Here is a 17557-nt window from a genome sequence, read left to right as displayed (position 1 = left end):
CTCAGATGTCCGCCGCCGGGGCATCTTCCTCTTCGGGAAATTCCGCCAGCGCCGCATTCAGTTCCGCGCCAATTACCACGCCAAGCCCGACGAGAAAGAAAAAAATGAGCGTGATCATGACACCCGCCAGACTGCCATAGGTACGGTCATAACCGCCCAGCAGCGACAGGGTCGGCGGCAGCAGCAGGGTCGTGGCGTACCACCATAGGGCGGTGGCGACCGCGCCGGGCCATTTGGGAAAGCGGCGGTCCTTGTAGGCGGTCGGCGTCAGCGTGACGAACAATGACCAGAGCGCGACGCCCACAATCCCCATCGGCACCAGTTTGGCCGACGCGACCAGCGCGATCGCATCATCGGCCCAGGGCAATATCTGTTGCAGAAACTGGTCGATGCCGGTGATCACGACCTGAAGCGAGAAGGCGAACATCACCGCGACGACGCTGACCAATGTGATGCCGACCGCGCCCAGCCGGTAGCGCCAGAAGGGCTTGGTGCTTTTCGTGCCGTAGGCGCGGCGCAGAATATCGCGAATCGTTTCGATAAGGCTGCCCACGGTCCACAGGCCGACCAGCGCGCCCAGCCACAGCAAGGGGCCGGACCGGGCGGCCAGCACATCGTTGATCGGCTGGCGCACGACATCCGCCACCCCGCTGGGCACGGTGGTCAGGAAGGCGTTGACCGCCTGTACCCCGTCCTGCGTCCGGCCAAAGATGCTGGCCACCGCCGCCGCGACGATGAAGAAGGGGAACAGCGTCATCAGCGAGAGATAGGCGAGGTTCCCGGCATGGATGAACCCGTCGCTATAGGTGCCGACCGCAACCCGCTTGAAGATTTCGAACGGGTGCGATCCGGGGCGGACGCGATTGATCTGGCGGTGAATATGCCCCGCCATACGGTGGCGACGGGATTCGGGCGACAGGGGCGAAGGCATCGGCATTCCCCCGATAACGCCCTAGACGCCCAGATGGGCGCGCACCGCCCGCCGGTCCTGCCATTTTTCCACCAGCGCCTGGATCGCGGGATCATCGGCGGGGACGTCCACCATCAGGGTAACCAGCTGGTCGCCGCGCGTGCCATCCTTGCCGGTAAAGCCCTTGCCCCGCAGCCGCAGCGTCTTGCCCGACGTGGTGCCGGCAGGCACGCCCAGCATCACCGGGCCGTCGACGGTCGGCACCTTGACCTTGCCGCCCTTGACCGCTTCGTCCAGCGTGACGGGCAGGTCGAGCCGCACATTGTCGCCATCGCGGGTGAAGAAGGGGTGCGGCCGCACTTCGATCGTGACGATCGCGTCGCCAGCGCCGCCCAGCCCCTGCTGTCCCTTGCCCGAAAGGCGCATCTGCGTGCCGCTTTCAACGCCTGCGGGCAGTTTCAAGTCGATCGTCTTGCCGTCCTGCAACGTGATGCGCTGCGGCGCCAATATGGCCGCGTCGGCAAATTGCACAGCCAGCCGATAGGCGACGTTGGCGCCCCTGGGTTGCGGTGCCTGACGGCCAAAGCCGCCGCCCGCGCGACGCCCCGCGCCGCCGAACAGCCCTTCGAAAATATCGCCGAAATCGGCGCCGCCGGTTTCAAAGCCGCCCGGCTGGCCGCGAAAGCCGCCGCCGCCACCGCCGCCAAAGCCGAAGGGCGCGGTCGGATTGCCATCCGCGTCAATTTCGCCCCGGTCGAAGCGGGCGCGCTTATCCTTGTCGGACAGCAGGTCATAGGCGTTGGTCGCAGCGGAAAATTTCTCGGCAGCCTTGGGATTGTCCCGATTCTTGTCGGGGTGCAGTTCCTTGGCCAGCTTGCGATAGGCGGATTTGATCTCCGCGTCGGTCGCGCCGCGCGCGACGCCCAATGTGGAATAGGGATCGGCCATCATCTTACCTGTTGCGAAAAAGCATCACTTGGCGACTATGTGGCGGAGGATGGCGCGACATTCAAGCAATGGATGCGCAACACCCCCGTCATACCCCGCTTGGGGTATGCGCCGCGCAACGCCAATTGCTAGCCGCCGCCTGTCTCGCGTGGGGAATGCGAGTGTTTTGGGGGTTACACCATGATCAAGAAATTTGCCTGGGGCGCTGTGGCGACCCTTTCGATGCTCGGCCCGATCACGACCAGCGCGCAGGCGCAGGTCGGCCCGCCACCGCCAACGCCTCAGCAACTCGACCAGTTGCAGAGCCTGTTCCGCATTGGCGTGACGCTGGGCCTGCCGGGTGGCATCACCCGGACCGACAGCTATGGCCTGGACATTGCCAATGACGGTCAGGATTTCATGAATCCGCAGCGTTTGCGCGAACGCTATGGCGCGCAATATAATGACCTGTTCCCGGTCAGCGGCGTCATCGATTTTCGCGGCCTGCCCATATATGGCTTTTATGACGCCAACAGCCCGGTTTTCCGCATCTCCATCCCCGCGCTCGATGCAGAAGGCGAAACCTACCAGAACCGCTTTAACGGGGTGACGCGCCAGGCGTCCTACGACCTGTTCAACGAATATCTGGACGAAGTCGACAGCGCGGAAGCCGAACGGCTGGTCCGCCTGTTGCTGAAGTCGCTGGCGCGCTATTCTCCGGTCGATCCGCTCGCGGGCAATCCCAATTCGGTGCAGAGCGGGCTGGTCCGCTCCAGTCTGGACCTGTCGTCGGGCGATTCGGCGATCGAACAGGCGGCCAATGGCGGCACCAACACGGCGGGCGATCCGTGGATCGTGGGCGCCAATTACAGCGGCGGTTCGTCAAATGGCGGGCGCTATGACTTCATGCGCGTCGATGGCCGGATCGCACGCAGCTTCCGCCTGACCGAAGGCGGCCGCGCGCTGCTGAAATTCGACCTGCCGATCAGCTATTCCGAAGTGAACGGCGCGCGTGCCGCGACCGCGCAATTCGGCGTCGGCGTCGAATTTCCGCTGATCGCGCAGCGCTGGTCGCTCGAACCGCGCATCGGCTATGGCATCACCGGGTCGGATCAGCTCGGCTCGCTCGGCCATATGATTTCGACGACGATCGCCAGCCGCTATGTGCTGAACGGTCTGGGCCGGGGTCGGCTGATCATCGGTAACATGGTCGGCTATACATCGACGATGAGCACCGGCTTCACCGGCTACAACGTCAATCCGGGCCTGAAGAACTGGGCGTTCCGTAACGGGGTGGCCTATGACCTCCCGCTCAAGTTCCGCGGGTTCGGGCGCAATACGTCGGTGCGGGCCAGCTATGCGCTGACCAACTATACCGGCGACAAGCTCTACTATGACACGTTCCACGAAATGACCCTGTCACTGGGCATCCGGGGCCGCGAAGAATCGGCGCGCAACGCCCGCGACCTCATTCGCCTGAACTTCAACCTGATCAAGGCCAGCGATTATACCAGCTGGTCGGCGGGTCTGGGCTTCCGCTTCTGACGATAGGGGGGGTGCCTGATCGGCACCCCCTCACCTTGCATCTCTTTCTTTCGGCTCCGTTCCTTCGGCAAGCCCGTATCGACAGCGTCGCGTCCCGCCCGTAAAGACCGGGCATGACTGATCCCTTTGCCCTGTTCGACGACTGGTACGCCCAGGCGCGCGAGACCGAAATCAACGACAGCAATGCCATGGCGCTCGCCACAGCCGATGCGCGCGGTCATCCGTCGGTACGCATGGTGCTGCTGAAAGGACATGGTCCGGACGGCTTTGTCTTTTACACCAATTTTGAGGGGCGCAAGGCGGGCGAACTGCTGGCCAATCCCCATGCCGCATTGCTGTTCCACTGGAAATCGGCGCGACGGCAGATCAGGGTGGAAGGCCCGGTCGGCCCGGTCGATGACGCCACCGCCGACGCCTATTTCGCAACCCGCAGCCGCGACAGCCAGTTGGGCGCATGGGCATCCGACCAGTCCCGCCCCCTGCCCGACCGCCAGACCTTCATGGACAGGTATGAGGCGGAACGGGCGCGGTTCGAGGGTGGCCCGGTGCCGCGCCCGCCGCACTGGTCGGGCTTTTGCGTCAGGCCGGAACGGATCGAATTCTGGCAGGATCGCGAGCATCGCCTGCATGAGCGGCGAGTCTTCACCCGCGCGGGCGCGGGCTGGAGCGAAGGGCTGCTTTACCCCTAAAGGCTTCTGATGCCGCCATTCCGGACGAAGCGAGGCGCGGAAACCGCCCGCTGGTTCGTCTATGAAGATGCGCCCCGACGCGCGCCGATTGCCGCTGGCCCATGGGCCTGTTAGGTGTCGGCCTGACACATGTAAAAGAAGTGCGGAGCCGGTGGCTCCTGCGGCCTAGAGGGACACGGATGCGTAACAGACTGACCGCCTTCATTCTCACCGGCATGGTTTTGGGGGTGATTGTCGGCTTCGCGGCCAATCTGTGGGTTGGCAGCGACAAGACGCTGGCCAAGGATGTGGCCGGCTATTTCCACCTGCTGGCCGACATATTTCTGCATTTGATCAAGATGATCATTGCGCCGCTGGTCTTTTCCACGCTGGTCGCGGGCATCGCCCACATGGGCGACAGCGCGGCGCTGGGGCGGATCGGCGGGCGGGCGCTCGCCTGGTTCGTGATCGCCAGCCTGATTTCGCTGACTTTGGGGCTGATGTTCGTCAACTTCTTCGCACCGGGCGAAGGGCTGAACCTGGTCCGGTCGGGCGTGGATTCGGGCGTGAATACCGAAGCGCTGAATTTCCGTGATTTCATCCTGCACGTCTTTCCGACCTCCATGGTCGGCGCGATGGCGGAAAATTCGATCCTTCAGATCGTCGTATTCTCGCTGTTCGTCGGCGTCGCGCTGACCGCGATCGGGGAGAAGGGCAAGCCGGTCGTCACCGTCATCGAATCGATGGTCGAACTGATGTTGCAGGTGACAGGCTATGTCATGCGCGTCGCGCCCTTCGCCGTGTTCGGGGCGCTCGCGTCGGTCGTGACGACCGAGGGGCTGGGCGTGCTCGTCACCTTTGGCGAGCTGATCGGCGAATTCTATATCGCGCTGGGCGCGCTGTGGCTGCTGCTGTTCGCGGCGGGATCGATCTTCCTGGGCAAGCGGATGTTCAAGCTGGTCCGCTATGTCCGCGAACCGATATTGATCGCTTTCTCCACCGCATCGTCCGAAGCCGCCTATCCCAAGATGCTGGAGCAACTGGATCGCTTCGGCGTGCCGCGCCGCATCTACAGCTTCGTGCTGCCGCTGGGCTACAGCTTCAACCTTGACGGGTCGATGATGTATTCGACCTTCGCAACTATCTTCATCGCGCAGGCCTATGGCATCGATTTGCCGATCGCGACGCAGATCACGATCCTGCTGGTGCTGATGGTGACGAGCAAGGGCATCGCCGCCGTGCCGCGCGCCAGCCTTGTGGTAGTCGCCGCCACGCTGGGCCAGTTCGACCTGCCGGTCGAGGGCGTCGCCTTCATCCTGGCGGTCGATCATTTCATGGACATGGGCCGTACCGCGACCAACGTGCTGGGCAATGCCATCGCGACGTCGGTGATCACCAAATGGGAAGGGATGCTGGAGGTCGAGGAACCGATCGACGTGCCCCATCCCAAGGCACCGGCGCATACCGCCGCGCATGGCCGCGCCGGGCTGGAACTGGCGCCGGACATGCTGGAGGAAGAGCGTAAGGGGTAACCGACGCTATAGTGTTCCCGCGCAGGCGGGAACCCAGTCCAAACGTCGGAACTGGGTTCCCGCCTGCGCGGGAACACGGGCGTCTCTACCACAACACCCCACGCACAGGCTTTAGCGGTTCGGGCGCGGGATCGCCGATCGACTGGAGCAGGTCGATCTCGATCGTGTGGCACATGGCGTTGAGCGGCACGTCATGGACCGTGTTGGCGAAGGGATCGACCAGATCGTCGCCGATCCGCAGCACCGCCAGGAACATGAGACCCGCGACCGTGGAGCCGAGCGGCGTCGCCAGCCCCAGCGTTTCGACCAGCCCCAGCGGCAGGAAGAGACAGAAGAGATGGGTGAAGATGGTCGGCAGATAGCGATATTGCACCGGCAGCGGGGTATTTTTGAGCCGCTCCATCCCCCCCTGCGCGTTGGCGATGTCCACCAGCACCGCCTCCATCTGCGTCTGCTGGATCGTGTCGATCCACCCCGTGCGCCGGGCGATGTCGATGCGCCGCCCGGTGCTGTCGAGCAGTCCGTTGGCGACATTCACGCGGGCGAGCGCCAGCCCCTGATCCTTTTCCTCCAGAAAGCGGGTGACATCGTCGTCGATCGGCAGCCGCCGCAACTGGCAGCGCAGCGCATTTACATAGGCGATCTGGCGCTTGACGATCTCCCGCTTCAATTCGCGCCCGTCCGGATCAGGCAGGAAGTTGCGGGTCGCGCGCGCCAGACTGCGCGATGCGTTGATCATCGCGCCCCACAGCGTGCGCCCTTCCCACCAGCGCTGATAGGCGGAATTGGACCGGAATCCCAGGAACAGCGCCAGTCCGGTGCCGAAGATGGTCAGCGGCAGTCCGGGCGCCTTGAACGGCAGCACATAGTAGGTGATCGTGACGACGCAGTCCCACACGAACAACAGGGTCAGCGGCTTCCACACCTCGGCGGCCATCCGATGCAGGCTGGGGACGGGGTCGACGATCATGCAATTCTCCAAAGGACAGGACCGCGCCAACGCAAGAGGCGCATGAAAGCTCCCTTGATGCTATAGCGAAATGACCTGTGCGTTAGAGTGCAACTCGCAGCCGGGCCGGACCGTTGGGCAGATGCGGCAACAGGAGGACAGGCCATTGACCGGCACGAGCCAGGAACCAAGCGCTGAAACCGGCACAAGGACGGCGGCCCTGTCGCTCCAGTGGCAGATGCTGGCGGGTTTCGTCATAGGACTGGTGGTGGGCCTGGCCGTCTATATGGCCGCGCCCGACGCGCGCTGGGTCGATCATGTCACGACCTATGTGACCGGGCCGATCGGCCAGATTTTCCTGCGCCTGCTGTTCATGCTGGTCATTCCGTTGCTGGTGTCGGCGCTGATCGTGGGGATCGCCGAAATGGGCGAGATCCGCGCGCTGCGCCGCGTGGGGCTGCGCACATTGGTCTACACGCTGATCGTGTCGGCCATTGCGGTGGCGGTCAGCCTGCTGGTGGTCGACCTGCTCCGGCCCGGTGCGGGCATCGACCCGGCCATGGCGCGGGCGATGCTGAACGACGCGGCACCGGGCGCGAAGGCGATATTGAGCCGGGGCGATGACGCGCCGCAGGGCATGGCCGCCTTCATCGCGATGATCCCCGACAATATCGTCGCAGCCATGGCGGGCAACGACATATTGGCGGTGATGGTCTTTGCCCTGTTCTTTGGCATCGGACTGATGCTGGTGCGGACGCCGCAGACGCAATTGCTGCTGAGCGCAATGGAGGGCCTGCTGTCGGTGACGATGCGGCTGATGGGACTGGTCATCCGCCTGGCGCCGATCGCCATCGCCTGTTTCATGTTCAACCTGGCCGCCCATTTCGGCTGGGATTTGCTGATCCGCCTGTCCGCCTATGTCGGCGTGGTGCTGCTGGCGCTGGCGATCCAGATGTTCGGCATCTATTCGCTGCTGATCACCTTCATCGCCAAACGATCGCCGCTTCGCTTCTTCGCCGCCGTGCAGGAGGCGACGGTGATGGCCTTTGCCACCGCCTCTTCCAACGCGACCCTTCCGACCGCCCTGCGCGTGGCCGAAGAGGAATTGCGCCTGCCCCGCCGCATCAGCCGTTTCGTCCTGACCATCGGCGCGACCGCCAACCAGAATGGCACGGCGATGTTCGAGGGGATTACGGTGATCTTCCTCGCCCAGTTTTTCAGTATCGAACTCAGCATCGCCCAGCAGGTCATGGTGATGATGATGTGCATATTGGGCGGCATCGGGACAGCGGGCGTACCGGCCGGATCGTTGCCGGTGGTGGCGATGATATTGGGCATGGTCGGCATTCCGCCCGAAGGGATCGGGCTGGTGCTGGGGGTCGACCGGCTGCTCGACATGTGCCGCACCGCGCTGAACGTAACCGGCGATCTGGTCGCGGCGACGGTGATCGCGGCGGGTGAGGAGGACCAGCCATGATGGCAAGGATGGCGGCGGCGATCGTGGCGCTTGTCGCACTGGCCGGGCTGGTCGTGCAGTTCGCGGCGACGCTGGACCAGACCGGGTCGGTAGCAGGCACGCTCTGGACATTGCTGCGCTACTTCACGGTGCTGACCAATCTGCTCGTCGCGCTGGCCTTTGGCTGGCTTGCGATCGGTGGCCGGCCGCATCCGCGCCGACTGGCAGGCGTCATGCTGGCGATCCTGCTGGTCGGGATTATCTATGGCCTGCTGCTGCGCGGACTGTTGACGTTGAGCGGCGGCGCGCTGCTCGCCGATACGCTTCTGCACAAGGTGACGCCGGTACTGGTCCCCTTGTGGTGGATCGCCTTTGCGGTGCGAGGCCAGTTGCGATCGCGCGATCCATGGGGATGGACGCTGTTTCCCGCGCTCTATTTGCCCTATGCCTTGCTGCGCGGCATGGCGGAGGGACGCTATGCCTATCCGTTCATCGACGTCGCGAAGATCGGCATCGGCACGGTGCTGGTCAATGCAGTGCTGATCGCCATGGGCTTCGTCGCGGCTGGCCATGCGCTGGTCTGGATCGACCGGCGCATGGCCCGGAGCGGCTAACGCAGCTTGGCGATATTCAGCCCGTCTTCCTTGGCGCGGGCCTTCGTTGATTCCTCGGTCCGGGTCAGCGCCTTGGCAATGGCCTTGAGGCCCATGCCCTTTTTCGCCAGCAGGTGCAGCTTCTGGATCTCGTCCTGGGTCCAGGGCTGCCGGTGCCGTTCGAATTTCTCGGCCATGTGTCGTCCTTCGGAAAGATCGCAGGCTGTGCTCGCCCCCCCCTATACCCTTAATCCGCGAACGGATCGCGCACCAGGATGGTATCCTCGCGTTCCGGGCTGGTGGATACGAGCGTGACCGGGCAGCCGATCAGTTCCTCGATCCGGCGGATATATTTGATCGCCTGCGCCGGAAGGTCCGCCCAGCTGCGCGCGCCGGCGGTCGTGTTGTGCCAGCCTTCGATCGTTTCGTAGATCGGCTGGGCCTTGGCCTGATCCTGGGCATGGGCGGGCAGATAATCGTAGGTCTGGTCGCCAATCTTGTAGCCGACGCAGATGTTGAGCGTGTCGAACCCGTCCAGCACGTCAAGCTTGGTCAGCGCGATGCCGGTGACGCCCGACACGGCGATCGACTGGCGCACCAGCACGGCGTCGAACCAGCCGCAGCGGCGCTTGCGGCCGGTGACGGTGCCGAATTCATGGCCGCGCTCGCCCAGCCGCTGGCCGGTGGCGTCCTCCAGCTCGGTCGGGAACGGGCCGGAGCCGACGCGGGTGGTATAAGCCTTGACGATGCCCAGCACGAAGCCCGCCGCATTGGGGCCAAGGCCGGTGCCGCTGGCCGCCGTGCCCGCGACCGTGTTGGACGAGGTGACGAAGGGATAGGTGCCATGGTCGATGTCGAGCAGCGTACCCTGCGCGCCCTCGAACAGGATGCGCTTGCCCGCCGCCTTGGCGCGGTTGAGCGTCAGCCAGACGGGCTTGACGAAGGGCAGGATGAAATCGGCAATCTCGGTCAGTTCCGCCATCAGCGCGGCGCGGTCGATCGGCGGTTCGCCAAAACCGGCGCGCAGCGCGTCGTGATGGGCGGTCAGCCGGTCCAGCTGCGGGCCAAGATCGTCGAGATGAGCAAGGTCGCACACGCGGATGGCGCGGCGGCCGACCTTGTCCTCATAGGCCGGGCCGATGCCGCGCCGGGTGGTGCCGATCTTGCCCGCGCCGCTCGCATCCTCGCGCAGGCCATCAAGGTCGCGGTGGAAGGGCAGGATCAGCGGACAGGTTTCGGCGATCTGGAGATTGTCGGGCGTGATCGACACGCCCTGCGCGGTCAGCTTGGCGACTTCATCGCGGAAGTGCCAGGGATCGAGCACCACGCCATTGCCGATCACCGACAGCGTGCCGCGCACGATGCCCGACGGCAGCAGCGAGAGTTTATAGACTTTCTCGCCCACGACGAGCGTGTGGCCGGCATTATGGCCACCCTGGAAACGGGCGACGACATCGGCGCGCTCCGACAGCCAGTCGACGATCTTGCCCTTGCCCTCGTCACCCCATTGGGCGCCGATCACGGTTACATTTGCCATGGATACAGATCTCCGCCCGCCGCGCGGACCGGCCATGCCCTTCGACGGGACTCGACATGCCGGTAGGATCGATTGGGCGCCCGACAGAATATGGGGCACCCGGTGCGGGCGCGGGTTAGCGGCGCGGGGCTGGCGCGTCAAGGCGGAGGGACGATTACACTTTGATACAGCGCAACGGCTTTACGTGGGGAAGCAGGCGCGCGATCTTGATTATCCGTCGTTCGTGGAGATACGCCGTGCGGATAGCCTTGATCCTTGTCCTGTGCCTGTCGCTTCTGTCCCCCGCGCATGGAGCGCCGCTGCGCGCGCCGCCCGGCGAACAAGTGATGGCCTATGGCAGCGATCCGGCGCAGACGCTGGATTTCTGGCCGGGCAAAACCGACAGCAAGCCGAACATAGCGCGGCCATTGGTGATCTTCGTCCATGGCGGGGGATGGAAGCGCGGTAGCAAGGACAATGCCACAGGACGCTATAAATCCGTTCATTATCAACAGCTTGGATATGCTTTCGCGTCCATCGACTATCGCCTGGTGCCTGGCGCCACGGTCGAGCAGCAGGCGCAGGACGTGGCCGATGCCGTTGCCTTCCTGCGCCGCCGCGCGGCGACATTGGGGGTCGATCCGGGCCGGATCGTGCTGATGGGGCATAGTGCGGGCGCGCATCTGGTCGCGCTGGTGGGAACGGACATGCGCTATTTCGCCAAAGCAGGGCTGTCGCCCGACGCCGTGCGCGGCATCATCCCGCTGGATGGGGCGGCCTATGACGTGGCGGCGCAAATGGCGCAATCGGGCCGGTTCATGAAGGGCACCTATGAACAGGCGTTCGGCACCGATCCCGCGCGGCAACAGGCCCTGTCGCCGACTCGCCATGCCGCCCGGCCCAACGCCCCGGCCTTTCTGATCCTGCATGTCGACCGGGACGATGGCACGGCGCAGTCGCAGGCGCTGGCCGCAGCCTTGAAGCGCGCGGGTACGCCCGTCGAGATACGCGCGCTGGAGGGGCGCGGGCTGCGCGGCCATATGCAGATCAACCGGCAGATGGGCGATCCGGCCTATCCGGGCACGGCGGTGGTCGACGACTGGCTGGCGCGAGTCTTGCGTTAGAAGGCGCGCAGTTCCGCGCCATCGAGCCAATGCGAACAGCGCAATGTTGCGCCATCCTCATCGCCGACCAGCGCGGCGACCGTGTGCCAGCCCTCGGCCCGCAATGCAGCCGCCCGCGCCGCATCCGCGCCCAGCGGCAGGAACAGTCGCCGGGGCGCCTTGTCGCCAAAGCCAGCGTCGATCAGCGGATCGGGATAAAGGGAGAAGCCGATGGCTGGCTCCTCCTCTCCATCGGCGCGCAGGATGGCATAGCTGCCGCCCCGGCCGATTTCGCCGATAAAGCCTTCGGCAAAGATCGAGAAGCCAAACCAGTTCTGATATTCAAAACCGTGCCGCTCGGTCGGATCGAGCGTCAGCGTGATGTCCCAGCCGATCGGCTTGGCGATGGCGCGCAGGCCCGCGATGCGGCTGTCGATCGCGCCGCCAAGGCTGGCATTGAAGGCTTCGAGCCGCTCCATCGCGGCGTGGAACGGACCCGTCGCCTCGATCAACGGCAGATAGGCCGCGGCCTGCGGCCCCAGCGCAACGAGGGCGCCTGCATCCTTGGCGTCCAGTTCAGTGCGGACCGCTTCCAGTTCGCCCGCCGCCAGCGGCAACGGACCGGCGGCCAGCATGTCGATCAGGTCGGGCAGGGTGAAATCGATGGTAAGGCCGCTGACGCCCGCCGCCTGCAACGCCTCGATCGCGACATTGACGATCTCGACGACGGCCGTGACGCTGTCCGACCCGATCAGTTCGGCCCCGACCTGCAACTTCTCCCGCTCCGGGCGCAGCTGATTGGCTTTGAGGCGGATCACCGGCCCGGCATAGGAAAGGCGCAGCGGGCGCGGCGCGGTGGCCAGGCGAGTCGCGGCGATGCGGCCGACCTGCGCCGTCATGTCCGGGCGCAGCGCCAGGCTGCGCTGCGACACGGGATCGACAGCGCGAACCAGATCCTGCGCGCGCATGGATTTGAGGCGCTGGGTCAGCGTATCCTCAAACTCCGCGAGCGGCGGCATGACCCGTTCATAGCCATGAGTCGCAACCGTATCCAGAACGCGGCGGGCAAGCCGGGCGGAGGCTTCGGCCTGCGGCGGCAGGCGGTCGGACAGACCCTCTGGAAGGAGGCTGGGCGGGATCATGGTCATCCTTTACTCCCTCTCCCCTAGGGGAGAGGGCTGGGGAGAGGGGGAAGCGCGCAACGCCTGCGCAATCACGCCCAGCACAGCCTCGACATTATCCATCACATCGGGATTGGCAAAACGGATCACACGATAGCCCAGCGATTCCAGAAACTCGGTTCGCCGGGCGTCATAGCGATCTTTGACGTAATGTGTATCCCCATCGACTTCGATGATGAGGCGCGCAGCCTTTGACGCGAAATCGACGATATAGGGCGCGATGATGGTCTGGCGCGTGAATTGCCGGTTTTCGAAACGGTTGGCGCGCAGGGCCAGCCAGAGTTTCTGTTCGGCGGGCGTGGGGTTGGCGCGCATATCCTTGGCGCGCTGTTTGAGCGTTGGGTCCAGCCGCATCGTTGCTCCCCCTCTCCCAACCCTCTCCCCAAGGGGAGAGGGCTTTTAGGGCAGCTTAGGCGAAGCGCAGCACCTTCACCTGCTTCACGCCGGTCAGGTTGCAGATTTCCCAGCGCAGCGGTTCGGTGACGGTGCCGTCGACCGACAGCAGCAACACCGCTTCGCCGCCCTGGTTGCGGCGGCCCAGGTGGAAGGTGCCGATATTGACGTCGGCTGCGCCCAGCGTCGACCCCAGGCGGCCGATGAAACCGGGCGCGTCCTGGTTGACGATGTAGAGCATGGTGCCGTCGAGATCGGCCTCCACCTTGATGCCGAACAGTTCGACCAGACGGGGGCTGGCATGGCCGAACAAGGTGCCCGCGACCGAACGCTCGCCGCTTTCGGTGGTGACGGTGACGCGCACCAGCGTCTGATAATCGCCTTCGCGGTCATGGCGCACTTCGCGCACGTCAAGGCCGCGTTCCTTGGCCAGGAAGGGCGCGTTGACCATGTTCACCGTGTCCGAATAGACGCGCATCAGGCCCGCCAGCACGGCGGCGGTGATGGGCTTCTGGTTCAGTTCGGCGGCATGGCCTTCCACCTCTACCGCAACGCCGGTGATCTGGTCGCCTTCGAGCTGGCCGACCAGGCTGCCCAGCTTCTCGGCAATCGCCATATAGGGCTTGAGCTTGGGCGCTTCCTCCGCCGACAGGCTGGGCACGTTGAGCGCATTGGTGATGCCGCCGTCGAGCAGATAGTCGGACAGCTGTTCGGCGACCTGCAACGCCACATTGACCTGCGCTTCATCGGTCGACGCACCCAGATGCGGGGTGCAGATGAAGTTGGGCGTGCCGAACAGGGGCGATTCCTTGGCCGGTTCGGTCTGGAACACGTCCAGCGCGGCGCCCGCGACATGGCCCGAATCGAGCGCGTCCTTGAGCGCGGCCTCGTCGATCAGTCCGCCGCGTGCGCAGTTGACGATACGCACGCCCTGCTTGGTCTTGGCCAGATTTTCGCGGCTCAATATGTTGCGGGTCTGGTCGGTCAGCGGCGTGTGCAGCGTGATGAAGTCGGCCTTCGCCAGCAGCGTGTCGAGATCGGCCTTTTCCACGCCCATTTCGATGGCGCGTTCCGGCGTCAGGAACGGATCGAAGGCGACCACCTTCATTTTCAGGCCCAGCGCGCGGCTGGCGACGATCGAGCCGATATTGCCCGCGCCGATCAGGCCCAGCGTCTTGCCGGTGACTTCCACGCCCATGAAGCCGTTTTTCGGCCACAGGCCCTGCTGGGTCTGGGTGTTGGCTTCGGGAATCTGGCGCGCCAGCGCGAAGATGAGCGCGATGGCATGTTCGGCGGTGGTGATCGAGTTGCCGAACGGCGTGTTCATGACGATCACGCCCTTGGCCGAGGCGTAGGGGATGTCGACATTGTCGACGCCGATGCCAGCGCGGCCAATGACCTTGAGGTTGGTGGCGGCGTCGAGAATGTCCTTGGTCACCTTGGTCGAGGACCGGATGGCAAGGCCGTCATACTGGCCGATCATGGCCTTCAACTCTTCGGGGGTCTTGCCGGTGATGACGTCGACTTCGACGCCGCGCTCACGGAAAATGGCGGCGGCGCGGGGGTCCATCTGGTCGCTGATAAGTACCTTGGGCATGGATGTGATCCTTCTGGAATAAGAAAGCCGTTCGGGCTGAGCGAAGTCGAAGCCCTCCACTGAGCGAAGCGAAGTGGCCTCCCTTCCGGTCGGCCGAGCCCTTCGACTTCGCTCAGGGCGAACGGGAACAGGCAATATGTTAAGCGGCAGCCTTTACGGTCGCATAGGCCCAGTCGAGCCAGGGACCGAGCGCTTCGATGTCGGCAGTATCGACGGTCGCGCCACACCAGATGCGGAGCCCGGCGGGGGCATCGCGATAGCCCGCGACGTCGAACGCGGCGCCTTCCTTTTCGAGCAATGCGGCGAAGGCCTTGATAAAGGCTTCGTCGGCACCCGCGACGGTCAGGCAGACGCTGGTTTTCGAGCGCGAGGCTTCATCGACCGCGAGATGGCCGAGCCAGTCGCGCTCCGCCACGATTTTGTCCAGAGCCGCCGCATTGGCGTCGCTGCGGGCGATCAGGCCAGCGGCGCCGCCGATCGACTTGCCCCATTCCAGCGCGAAGATCGCATCCTCGACCGCCAGCATGGACGGGGTGTTGATCGTTTCGCCCTTGAACACGCCTTCGGCCAGCTTGCCCTTCGACACCAGCCGGAACACCTTGGGCAGCGGCCAGGCGGGGGTGTAGGTTTCGAGGCGCTCAACGGCGCGGGGACCAAGGATCAGCACGCCATGGCCGCCCTCGCCGCCCAGTACCTTCTGCCAGGAGAAGGTGGCGACGTCGATCTTCGCCCAGTCGATGTCATAGGCGAACACCGCGCTGGTCGCGTCGGCGAAGGTCAGCCCTTCGCGATCCGCCGGGATGAAATCGGCATTGGGGACGCGGACGCCCGACGTGGTGCCATTCCAGGTGAACAGCACGTCGGTGCTGAAATCGACCGCCGACAGATCAGGCAGCTGGCCATAGTCGGCGCGAATGACGGTGGGGTCGAGCTTCAACTGCTTGGCGGCATCGGTCACCCAGCCTTCGCCAAAGCTTTCCCAGGCGATGGTCGTGACCGGGCGCGCGCCCAGCATCGTCCACATCGCCATTTCAAAGGCGCCGGTATCCGAACCGGGGACAATGCCGATGCGGTGGGTGTCGGGCAGGTTCAGCAATTCGCGCATCAGGTCGATGCAGTAAGCGAGGCGGTTCTTGCCGATCTTGCTACGGTGCGAGCGGCCCAGCGAGTCGGTGGCGAGCGCAGCGGCGCTCCAGCCCGGAGGCTTGGCACAGGGACCGGAAGAGAAAAAGGGGCGAGCCGGCAGAGTCGTCGGCTTGGCGGCAGGCGCAATACGGGCGCCGGCTTCGGTAACTTCAGTCATGTAGCTTCTCCTTACAGAGAGCAGCGCGGCGTTGGGACCGCGTGGCCCGTCGGCCGCCCTAGAGATTTCGGCGGACCTGTCAAGCCGGTTGCGAAAATGACCCAGTGCTAAAAACGGGACGAGCCGTGCCCGCCGTTAACCATCAGCAAGACTTGTCCTGCTACCATGGCTGGCTCCTGATAGAGCGGGCGATGACGATGACGATGTTTCGCGGCGCGGCGCTGGCCGTGACGATGGCGATGATGCTGAGCGCGTGCGGCGGCGATCTGGTGCCGCGCGGCCGTGTGGCGCGCGTCTCCAAGCCCGCGCGTCCCGCAGCGCCGCAGCCGATGGCGTTTCGCCAGTGTCTGGCGAAGCTCAATGCGCAGGCGATCGCCTATACCCCCCTGCCCGACCGGACGTTCGGCGGCGGGTGCAGCGCGCTGAGCAGCGTCAAGCTGATCGACTTTGGCGTACCCGCGACCAATCTGGGCGCGATGACTTGCCAGCTGGCCGCCAATTTCGCCGCCTGGGCGCGCTATGGCGTGCAACCCGCCGCGCGCGCCATATTGGGGACGGAGATTGTGCGGATCGAGACGTTCGGCACCTATAATTGTCGGCCCATCGCAGGCCTTGGTAAATTGTCCGAACATGCCCATAGCAACGCGATCGACGTCGCCGCTTTCGTGATGGCCGACGGGCGCAAGATCAGTGTCGAACAGGGATGGAACGGCGATCGGGAGACGCGCCAGTTCCTCAAGGTCATCCACGCCAGCGCCTGCAAGCGGTTCAATACCGTCCTCAGCCCCGATTATAACGCGGCCCATCGCGACCATTTTCATTTCGACATGGGCGGGCGCGGCGGGTTTTGCCGTTGAGCGCCAAACAGGAGGGCGGGTTTTGCAGGTAATCCGCCTTGGCAATGTCATCTGCGCCCCTTAAGTCGTAGGGATGACAAAAAAAGACATTGAAGAACGCAAATTCCGCCCCGCCAGTCAGGAGGCGGCCGACGCCCGCAAGGCGATCGATACGCCCCAGACCAGCAGCAGCGCCTACAGGCTGGCCTTTCAGGACACCGAATTTCTGCTGCGCGAGGATCTGCGCCCGGTCCGGTTCCAGCTGGAATTGCTGAAGCCGCAATTGTTGATGGACGAAGCGCGAATCGAATCGACCTTCGTTTTCTATGGTTCCGCCCGCATTCCCGAACCCGACCAGGTACAGGCCCGGATCGACGCTGCGACCACGCCGGAACAGAAGCGTATTGCCGAAAATCTGGGCAAGAAGGCGCATTATTATGATGAAGCCCGCAAGCTGGCGAGCATCGCAGCGCAATATCCGGTGAATGCGGCGGGATGCCGCCACTTCGTCGTTTGTTCAGGCGGCGGCCCTTCCATCATGGAAGCGGCCAATCGCGGCGCGGCCGATGTCGGCCAGACCACGATCGGCATGAACATCGTCCTGCCCCACGAACAGGCGCCCAATCGCTTCGTCACGCCGGAACTGAGTTTCCAGTTCCACTATTTCGCGCTGCGCAAGATGCATTTCCTGTTGCGGGCGCGGGCGCTGGCGGTGTTCCCCGGCGGTTTTGGCACGTTCGACGAGATGTTCGAACTGCTGACCCTCATTCAGACCGGCAAGATGAAGCCCATTCCCATCCTGTTGTTCGGCAAGGAATTCTGGAACCGGGTGGTCGATTTCGAGGCGCTGGCCGACGAAGGCGTGATTGCGCCGGCTGACCTCAACCTCATCACCTGGGTCGAAAGCGCCGACGAAGCATGGCAGGCGGTGCAGGCCTTTTATGAGGACAGCGAACCGCTGGGATGTTGATCACTCCTCTCCCCATGGGGGAGAGGGAAGCGAGGCTTGTCGGCTTTGCCGCCTGGTCGCAGCCGGAGAGGGGGTGCG

At 64.5% G+C, this 17557-nt stretch carries 17 protein-coding genes; 8 read left to right on the top strand and 9 right to left on the bottom strand.

Going from position 1 to position 17557, the window contains the following annotated elements; translation table 11 throughout:
* Position 1 precedes the first annotated feature (1 nt).
* Both IWY39_RS12550 and IWY39_RS12545 read right to left on the bottom strand, forming a co-directional pair.
* The gene (locus tag IWY39_RS12550) at positions 2-937 is read right to left on the bottom strand and encodes a YihY/virulence factor BrkB family protein (RefSeq protein WP_026149482.1); all 936 of its coding nucleotides are present in this window, start codon (positions 935-937) and stop codon (positions 2-4) included.
* Between the two features lie 15 nt (positions 938-952).
* A complete protein-coding gene (locus IWY39_RS12545; RefSeq protein ID WP_107123544.1) occupies positions 953-1858 on the bottom strand; it encodes a DnaJ C-terminal domain-containing protein in 906 nt (301 codons plus the stop codon).
* Between the two features lie 180 nt (positions 1859-2038).
* Between IWY39_RS12545 and IWY39_RS12540 the strand changes: the two genes are divergently transcribed.
* The 3 genes from IWY39_RS12540 (at position 2039) to IWY39_RS12530 (ending at position 5582) form a co-directional block, all read left to right on the top strand.
* Positions 2039-3382 (top strand): hypothetical protein, encoded by a 1344-nt coding sequence (locus tag IWY39_RS12540; RefSeq protein WP_017183548.1) that lies wholly within the window; start codon positions 2039-2041, stop codon positions 3380-3382.
* A gap of 113 nt (positions 3383-3495) precedes the next feature.
* Complete coding sequence (gene pdxH / locus IWY39_RS12535; protein ID WP_017183549.1) at positions 3496-4071, top strand: pyridoxamine 5'-phosphate oxidase; 576 nt, start codon at positions 3496-3498, stop codon at positions 4069-4071.
* Positions 4072-4250: 179 nt separating this feature from the next.
* Entirely contained in the window at positions 4251-5582 is a 1332-nt protein-coding gene (locus tag IWY39_RS12530) for a dicarboxylate/amino acid:cation symporter (RefSeq protein WP_026149480.1), read from the top strand.
* Between the two features lie 85 nt (positions 5583-5667).
* Here IWY39_RS12530 and IWY39_RS12525 read toward each other — a convergent pair whose 3' ends face one another.
* Positions 5668-6552, bottom strand: coding sequence for a bestrophin family protein (locus tag IWY39_RS12525; RefSeq protein WP_107123416.1), 885 nt, complete (start codon positions 6550-6552; stop codon positions 5668-5670).
* A gap of 145 nt (positions 6553-6697) precedes the next feature.
* On the opposite strand from IWY39_RS12525, the gene IWY39_RS12520 reads away from it, so the two are divergent.
* Both IWY39_RS12520 and IWY39_RS12515 read left to right on the top strand, forming a co-directional pair.
* A complete protein-coding gene (locus IWY39_RS12520; RefSeq protein ID WP_107123545.1) occupies positions 6698-8008 on the top strand; it encodes a dicarboxylate/amino acid:cation symporter in 1311 nt (436 codons plus the stop codon).
* The gene (locus tag IWY39_RS12515; RefSeq protein ID WP_107123417.1) at positions 8005-8601 is read left to right on the top strand and encodes a Pr6Pr family membrane protein; all 597 of its coding nucleotides are present in this window, start codon (positions 8005-8007) and stop codon (positions 8599-8601) included. The genes IWY39_RS12520 and IWY39_RS12515 overlap by 4 nt, the downstream gene beginning before the upstream one ends.
* Here the strand turns inward: IWY39_RS12515 and IWY39_RS12510 are convergent.
* Both IWY39_RS12510 and IWY39_RS12505 read right to left on the bottom strand, forming a co-directional pair.
* Positions 8598-8777, bottom strand: coding sequence for a hypothetical protein (locus tag IWY39_RS12510; protein WP_017181657.1), 180 nt, complete (start codon positions 8775-8777; stop codon positions 8598-8600). The two genes, IWY39_RS12515 and IWY39_RS12510, sit on opposite strands and share 4 nt — an antisense overlap.
* A 50-nt stretch (positions 8778-8827) precedes the next feature.
* A complete protein-coding gene (locus IWY39_RS12505; protein ID WP_107123418.1) occupies positions 8828-10117 on the bottom strand; it encodes an adenylosuccinate synthase in 1290 nt (429 codons plus the stop codon).
* 236 nt (positions 10118-10353) lie between these two features.
* Here IWY39_RS12505 and IWY39_RS12500 point away from each other — a divergent pair, with 236 nt between their 5' ends.
* Complete coding sequence (locus tag IWY39_RS12500; RefSeq protein WP_107123419.1) at positions 10354-11220, top strand: alpha/beta hydrolase; 867 nt, start codon at positions 10354-10356, stop codon at positions 11218-11220.
* On the opposite strand, the gene IWY39_RS12495 is transcribed toward IWY39_RS12500, so the two are convergent.
* From IWY39_RS12495 to IWY39_RS12480, 4 genes are all read right to left on the bottom strand, one after another.
* Positions 11217-12347, bottom strand: a complete 1131-nt coding sequence (locus IWY39_RS12495) for an ATP phosphoribosyltransferase regulatory subunit (protein ID WP_107123420.1) — start codon at positions 12345-12347, stop codon at positions 11217-11219. The genes IWY39_RS12500 and IWY39_RS12495 overlap by 4 nt on opposite strands.
* 3 nt (positions 12348-12350) lie before the next feature.
* The gene (locus IWY39_RS12490; RefSeq protein ID WP_107123421.1) at positions 12351-12734 is read right to left on the bottom strand and encodes an endonuclease domain-containing protein; all 384 of its coding nucleotides are present in this window, start codon (positions 12732-12734) and stop codon (positions 12351-12353) included.
* A gap of 55 nt (positions 12735-12789) precedes the next feature.
* The gene (gene serA / locus IWY39_RS12485) at positions 12790-14370 is read right to left on the bottom strand and encodes a phosphoglycerate dehydrogenase (protein ID WP_017181661.1); all 1581 of its coding nucleotides are present in this window, start codon (positions 14368-14370) and stop codon (positions 12790-12792) included.
* Positions 14371-14509: 139 nt separating this feature from the next.
* Positions 14510-15673: a phosphoserine transaminase gene (locus IWY39_RS12480; protein WP_107123422.1), complete on the bottom strand. Its 1164-nt coding sequence runs from the start codon at positions 15671-15673 to the stop codon at positions 14510-14512.
* Between the two features lie 191 nt (positions 15674-15864).
* Here IWY39_RS12480 and IWY39_RS12475 point away from each other — a divergent pair, with 191 nt between their 5' ends.
* Positions 15865-16530, top strand: a complete 666-nt coding sequence (locus tag IWY39_RS12475) for an extensin family protein (RefSeq protein WP_019051963.1) — start codon at positions 15865-15867, stop codon at positions 16528-16530.
* A gap of 73 nt (positions 16531-16603) precedes the next feature.
* Positions 16604-17479, top strand: a complete 876-nt coding sequence (locus IWY39_RS12470) for an LOG family protein (RefSeq protein ID WP_017181664.1) — start codon at positions 16604-16606, stop codon at positions 17477-17479.
* The last annotated feature ends 78 nt before the right edge of the window (positions 17480-17557 follow it).

It is taken from the genome of Sphingobium sp. JAI105 (genome assembly GCF_015752145.1).
GTDB lineage: Bacteria > Pseudomonadota > Alphaproteobacteria > Sphingomonadales > Sphingomonadaceae > Sphingobium > Sphingobium xenophagum.
The sequence above is the reverse complement of the archived record's forward strand: the minus strand, read 5'-3'. Positions and strand labels throughout refer to the sequence as shown.

What these genes read in the sequence shown, in the direction of transcription:
- IWY39_RS12550 (WP_026149482.1), bottom strand. Translation starts at nt 937, where the DNA reads ATGCCGATGCCTTCGCCCCTGTCGCCCGAATCCCGTCGCCACCGTATG.
- IWY39_RS12545 (WP_107123544.1), bottom strand. Translation starts at nt 1,858, where the DNA reads ATGGCCGATCCCTATTCCACATTGGGCGTCGCGCGCGGCGCGACCGAC.
- IWY39_RS12540 (WP_017183548.1), top strand. Translation starts at nt 2,039, where the DNA reads ATGATCAAGAAATTTGCCTGGGGCGCTGTGGCGACCCTTTCGATGCTC.
- pdxH (WP_017183549.1), top strand. Translation starts at nt 3,496, where the DNA reads ATGACTGATCCCTTTGCCCTGTTCGACGACTGGTACGCCCAGGCGCGC.
- IWY39_RS12530 (WP_026149480.1), top strand. Translation starts at nt 4,251, where the DNA reads ATGCGTAACAGACTGACCGCCTTCATTCTCACCGGCATGGTTTTGGGG.
- IWY39_RS12525 (WP_107123416.1), bottom strand. Translation starts at nt 6,552, where the DNA reads ATGATCGTCGACCCCGTCCCCAGCCTGCATCGGATGGCCGCCGAGGTG.
- IWY39_RS12515 (WP_107123417.1), top strand. Translation starts at nt 8,005, where the DNA reads ATGATGGCAAGGATGGCGGCGGCGATCGTGGCGCTTGTCGCACTGGCC.
- IWY39_RS12510 (WP_017181657.1), bottom strand. Translation starts at nt 8,777, where the DNA reads ATGGCCGAGAAATTCGAACGGCACCGGCAGCCCTGGACCCAGGACGAG.
- IWY39_RS12505 (WP_107123418.1), bottom strand. Translation starts at nt 10,117, where the DNA reads ATGGCAAATGTAACCGTGATCGGCGCCCAATGGGGTGACGAGGGCAAG.
- IWY39_RS12495 (WP_107123420.1), bottom strand. Translation starts at nt 12,347, where the DNA reads ATGACCATGATCCCGCCCAGCCTCCTTCCAGAGGGTCTGTCCGACCGC.
- IWY39_RS12490 (WP_107123421.1), bottom strand. Translation starts at nt 12,734, where the DNA reads ATGCGGCTGGACCCAACGCTCAAACAGCGCGCCAAGGATATGCGCGCC.
- serA (WP_017181661.1), bottom strand. Translation starts at nt 14,370, where the DNA reads ATGCCCAAGGTACTTATCAGCGACCAGATGGACCCCCGCGCCGCCGCC.
- IWY39_RS12480 (WP_107123422.1), bottom strand. Translation starts at nt 15,673, where the DNA reads ATGACTGAAGTTACCGAAGCCGGCGCCCGTATTGCGCCTGCCGCCAAG.
- IWY39_RS12475 (WP_019051963.1), top strand. Translation starts at nt 15,865, where the DNA reads ATGACGATGACGATGTTTCGCGGCGCGGCGCTGGCCGTGACGATGGCG.
- IWY39_RS12470 (WP_017181664.1), top strand. Translation starts at nt 16,604, where the DNA reads ATGACAAAAAAAGACATTGAAGAACGCAAATTCCGCCCCGCCAGTCAG.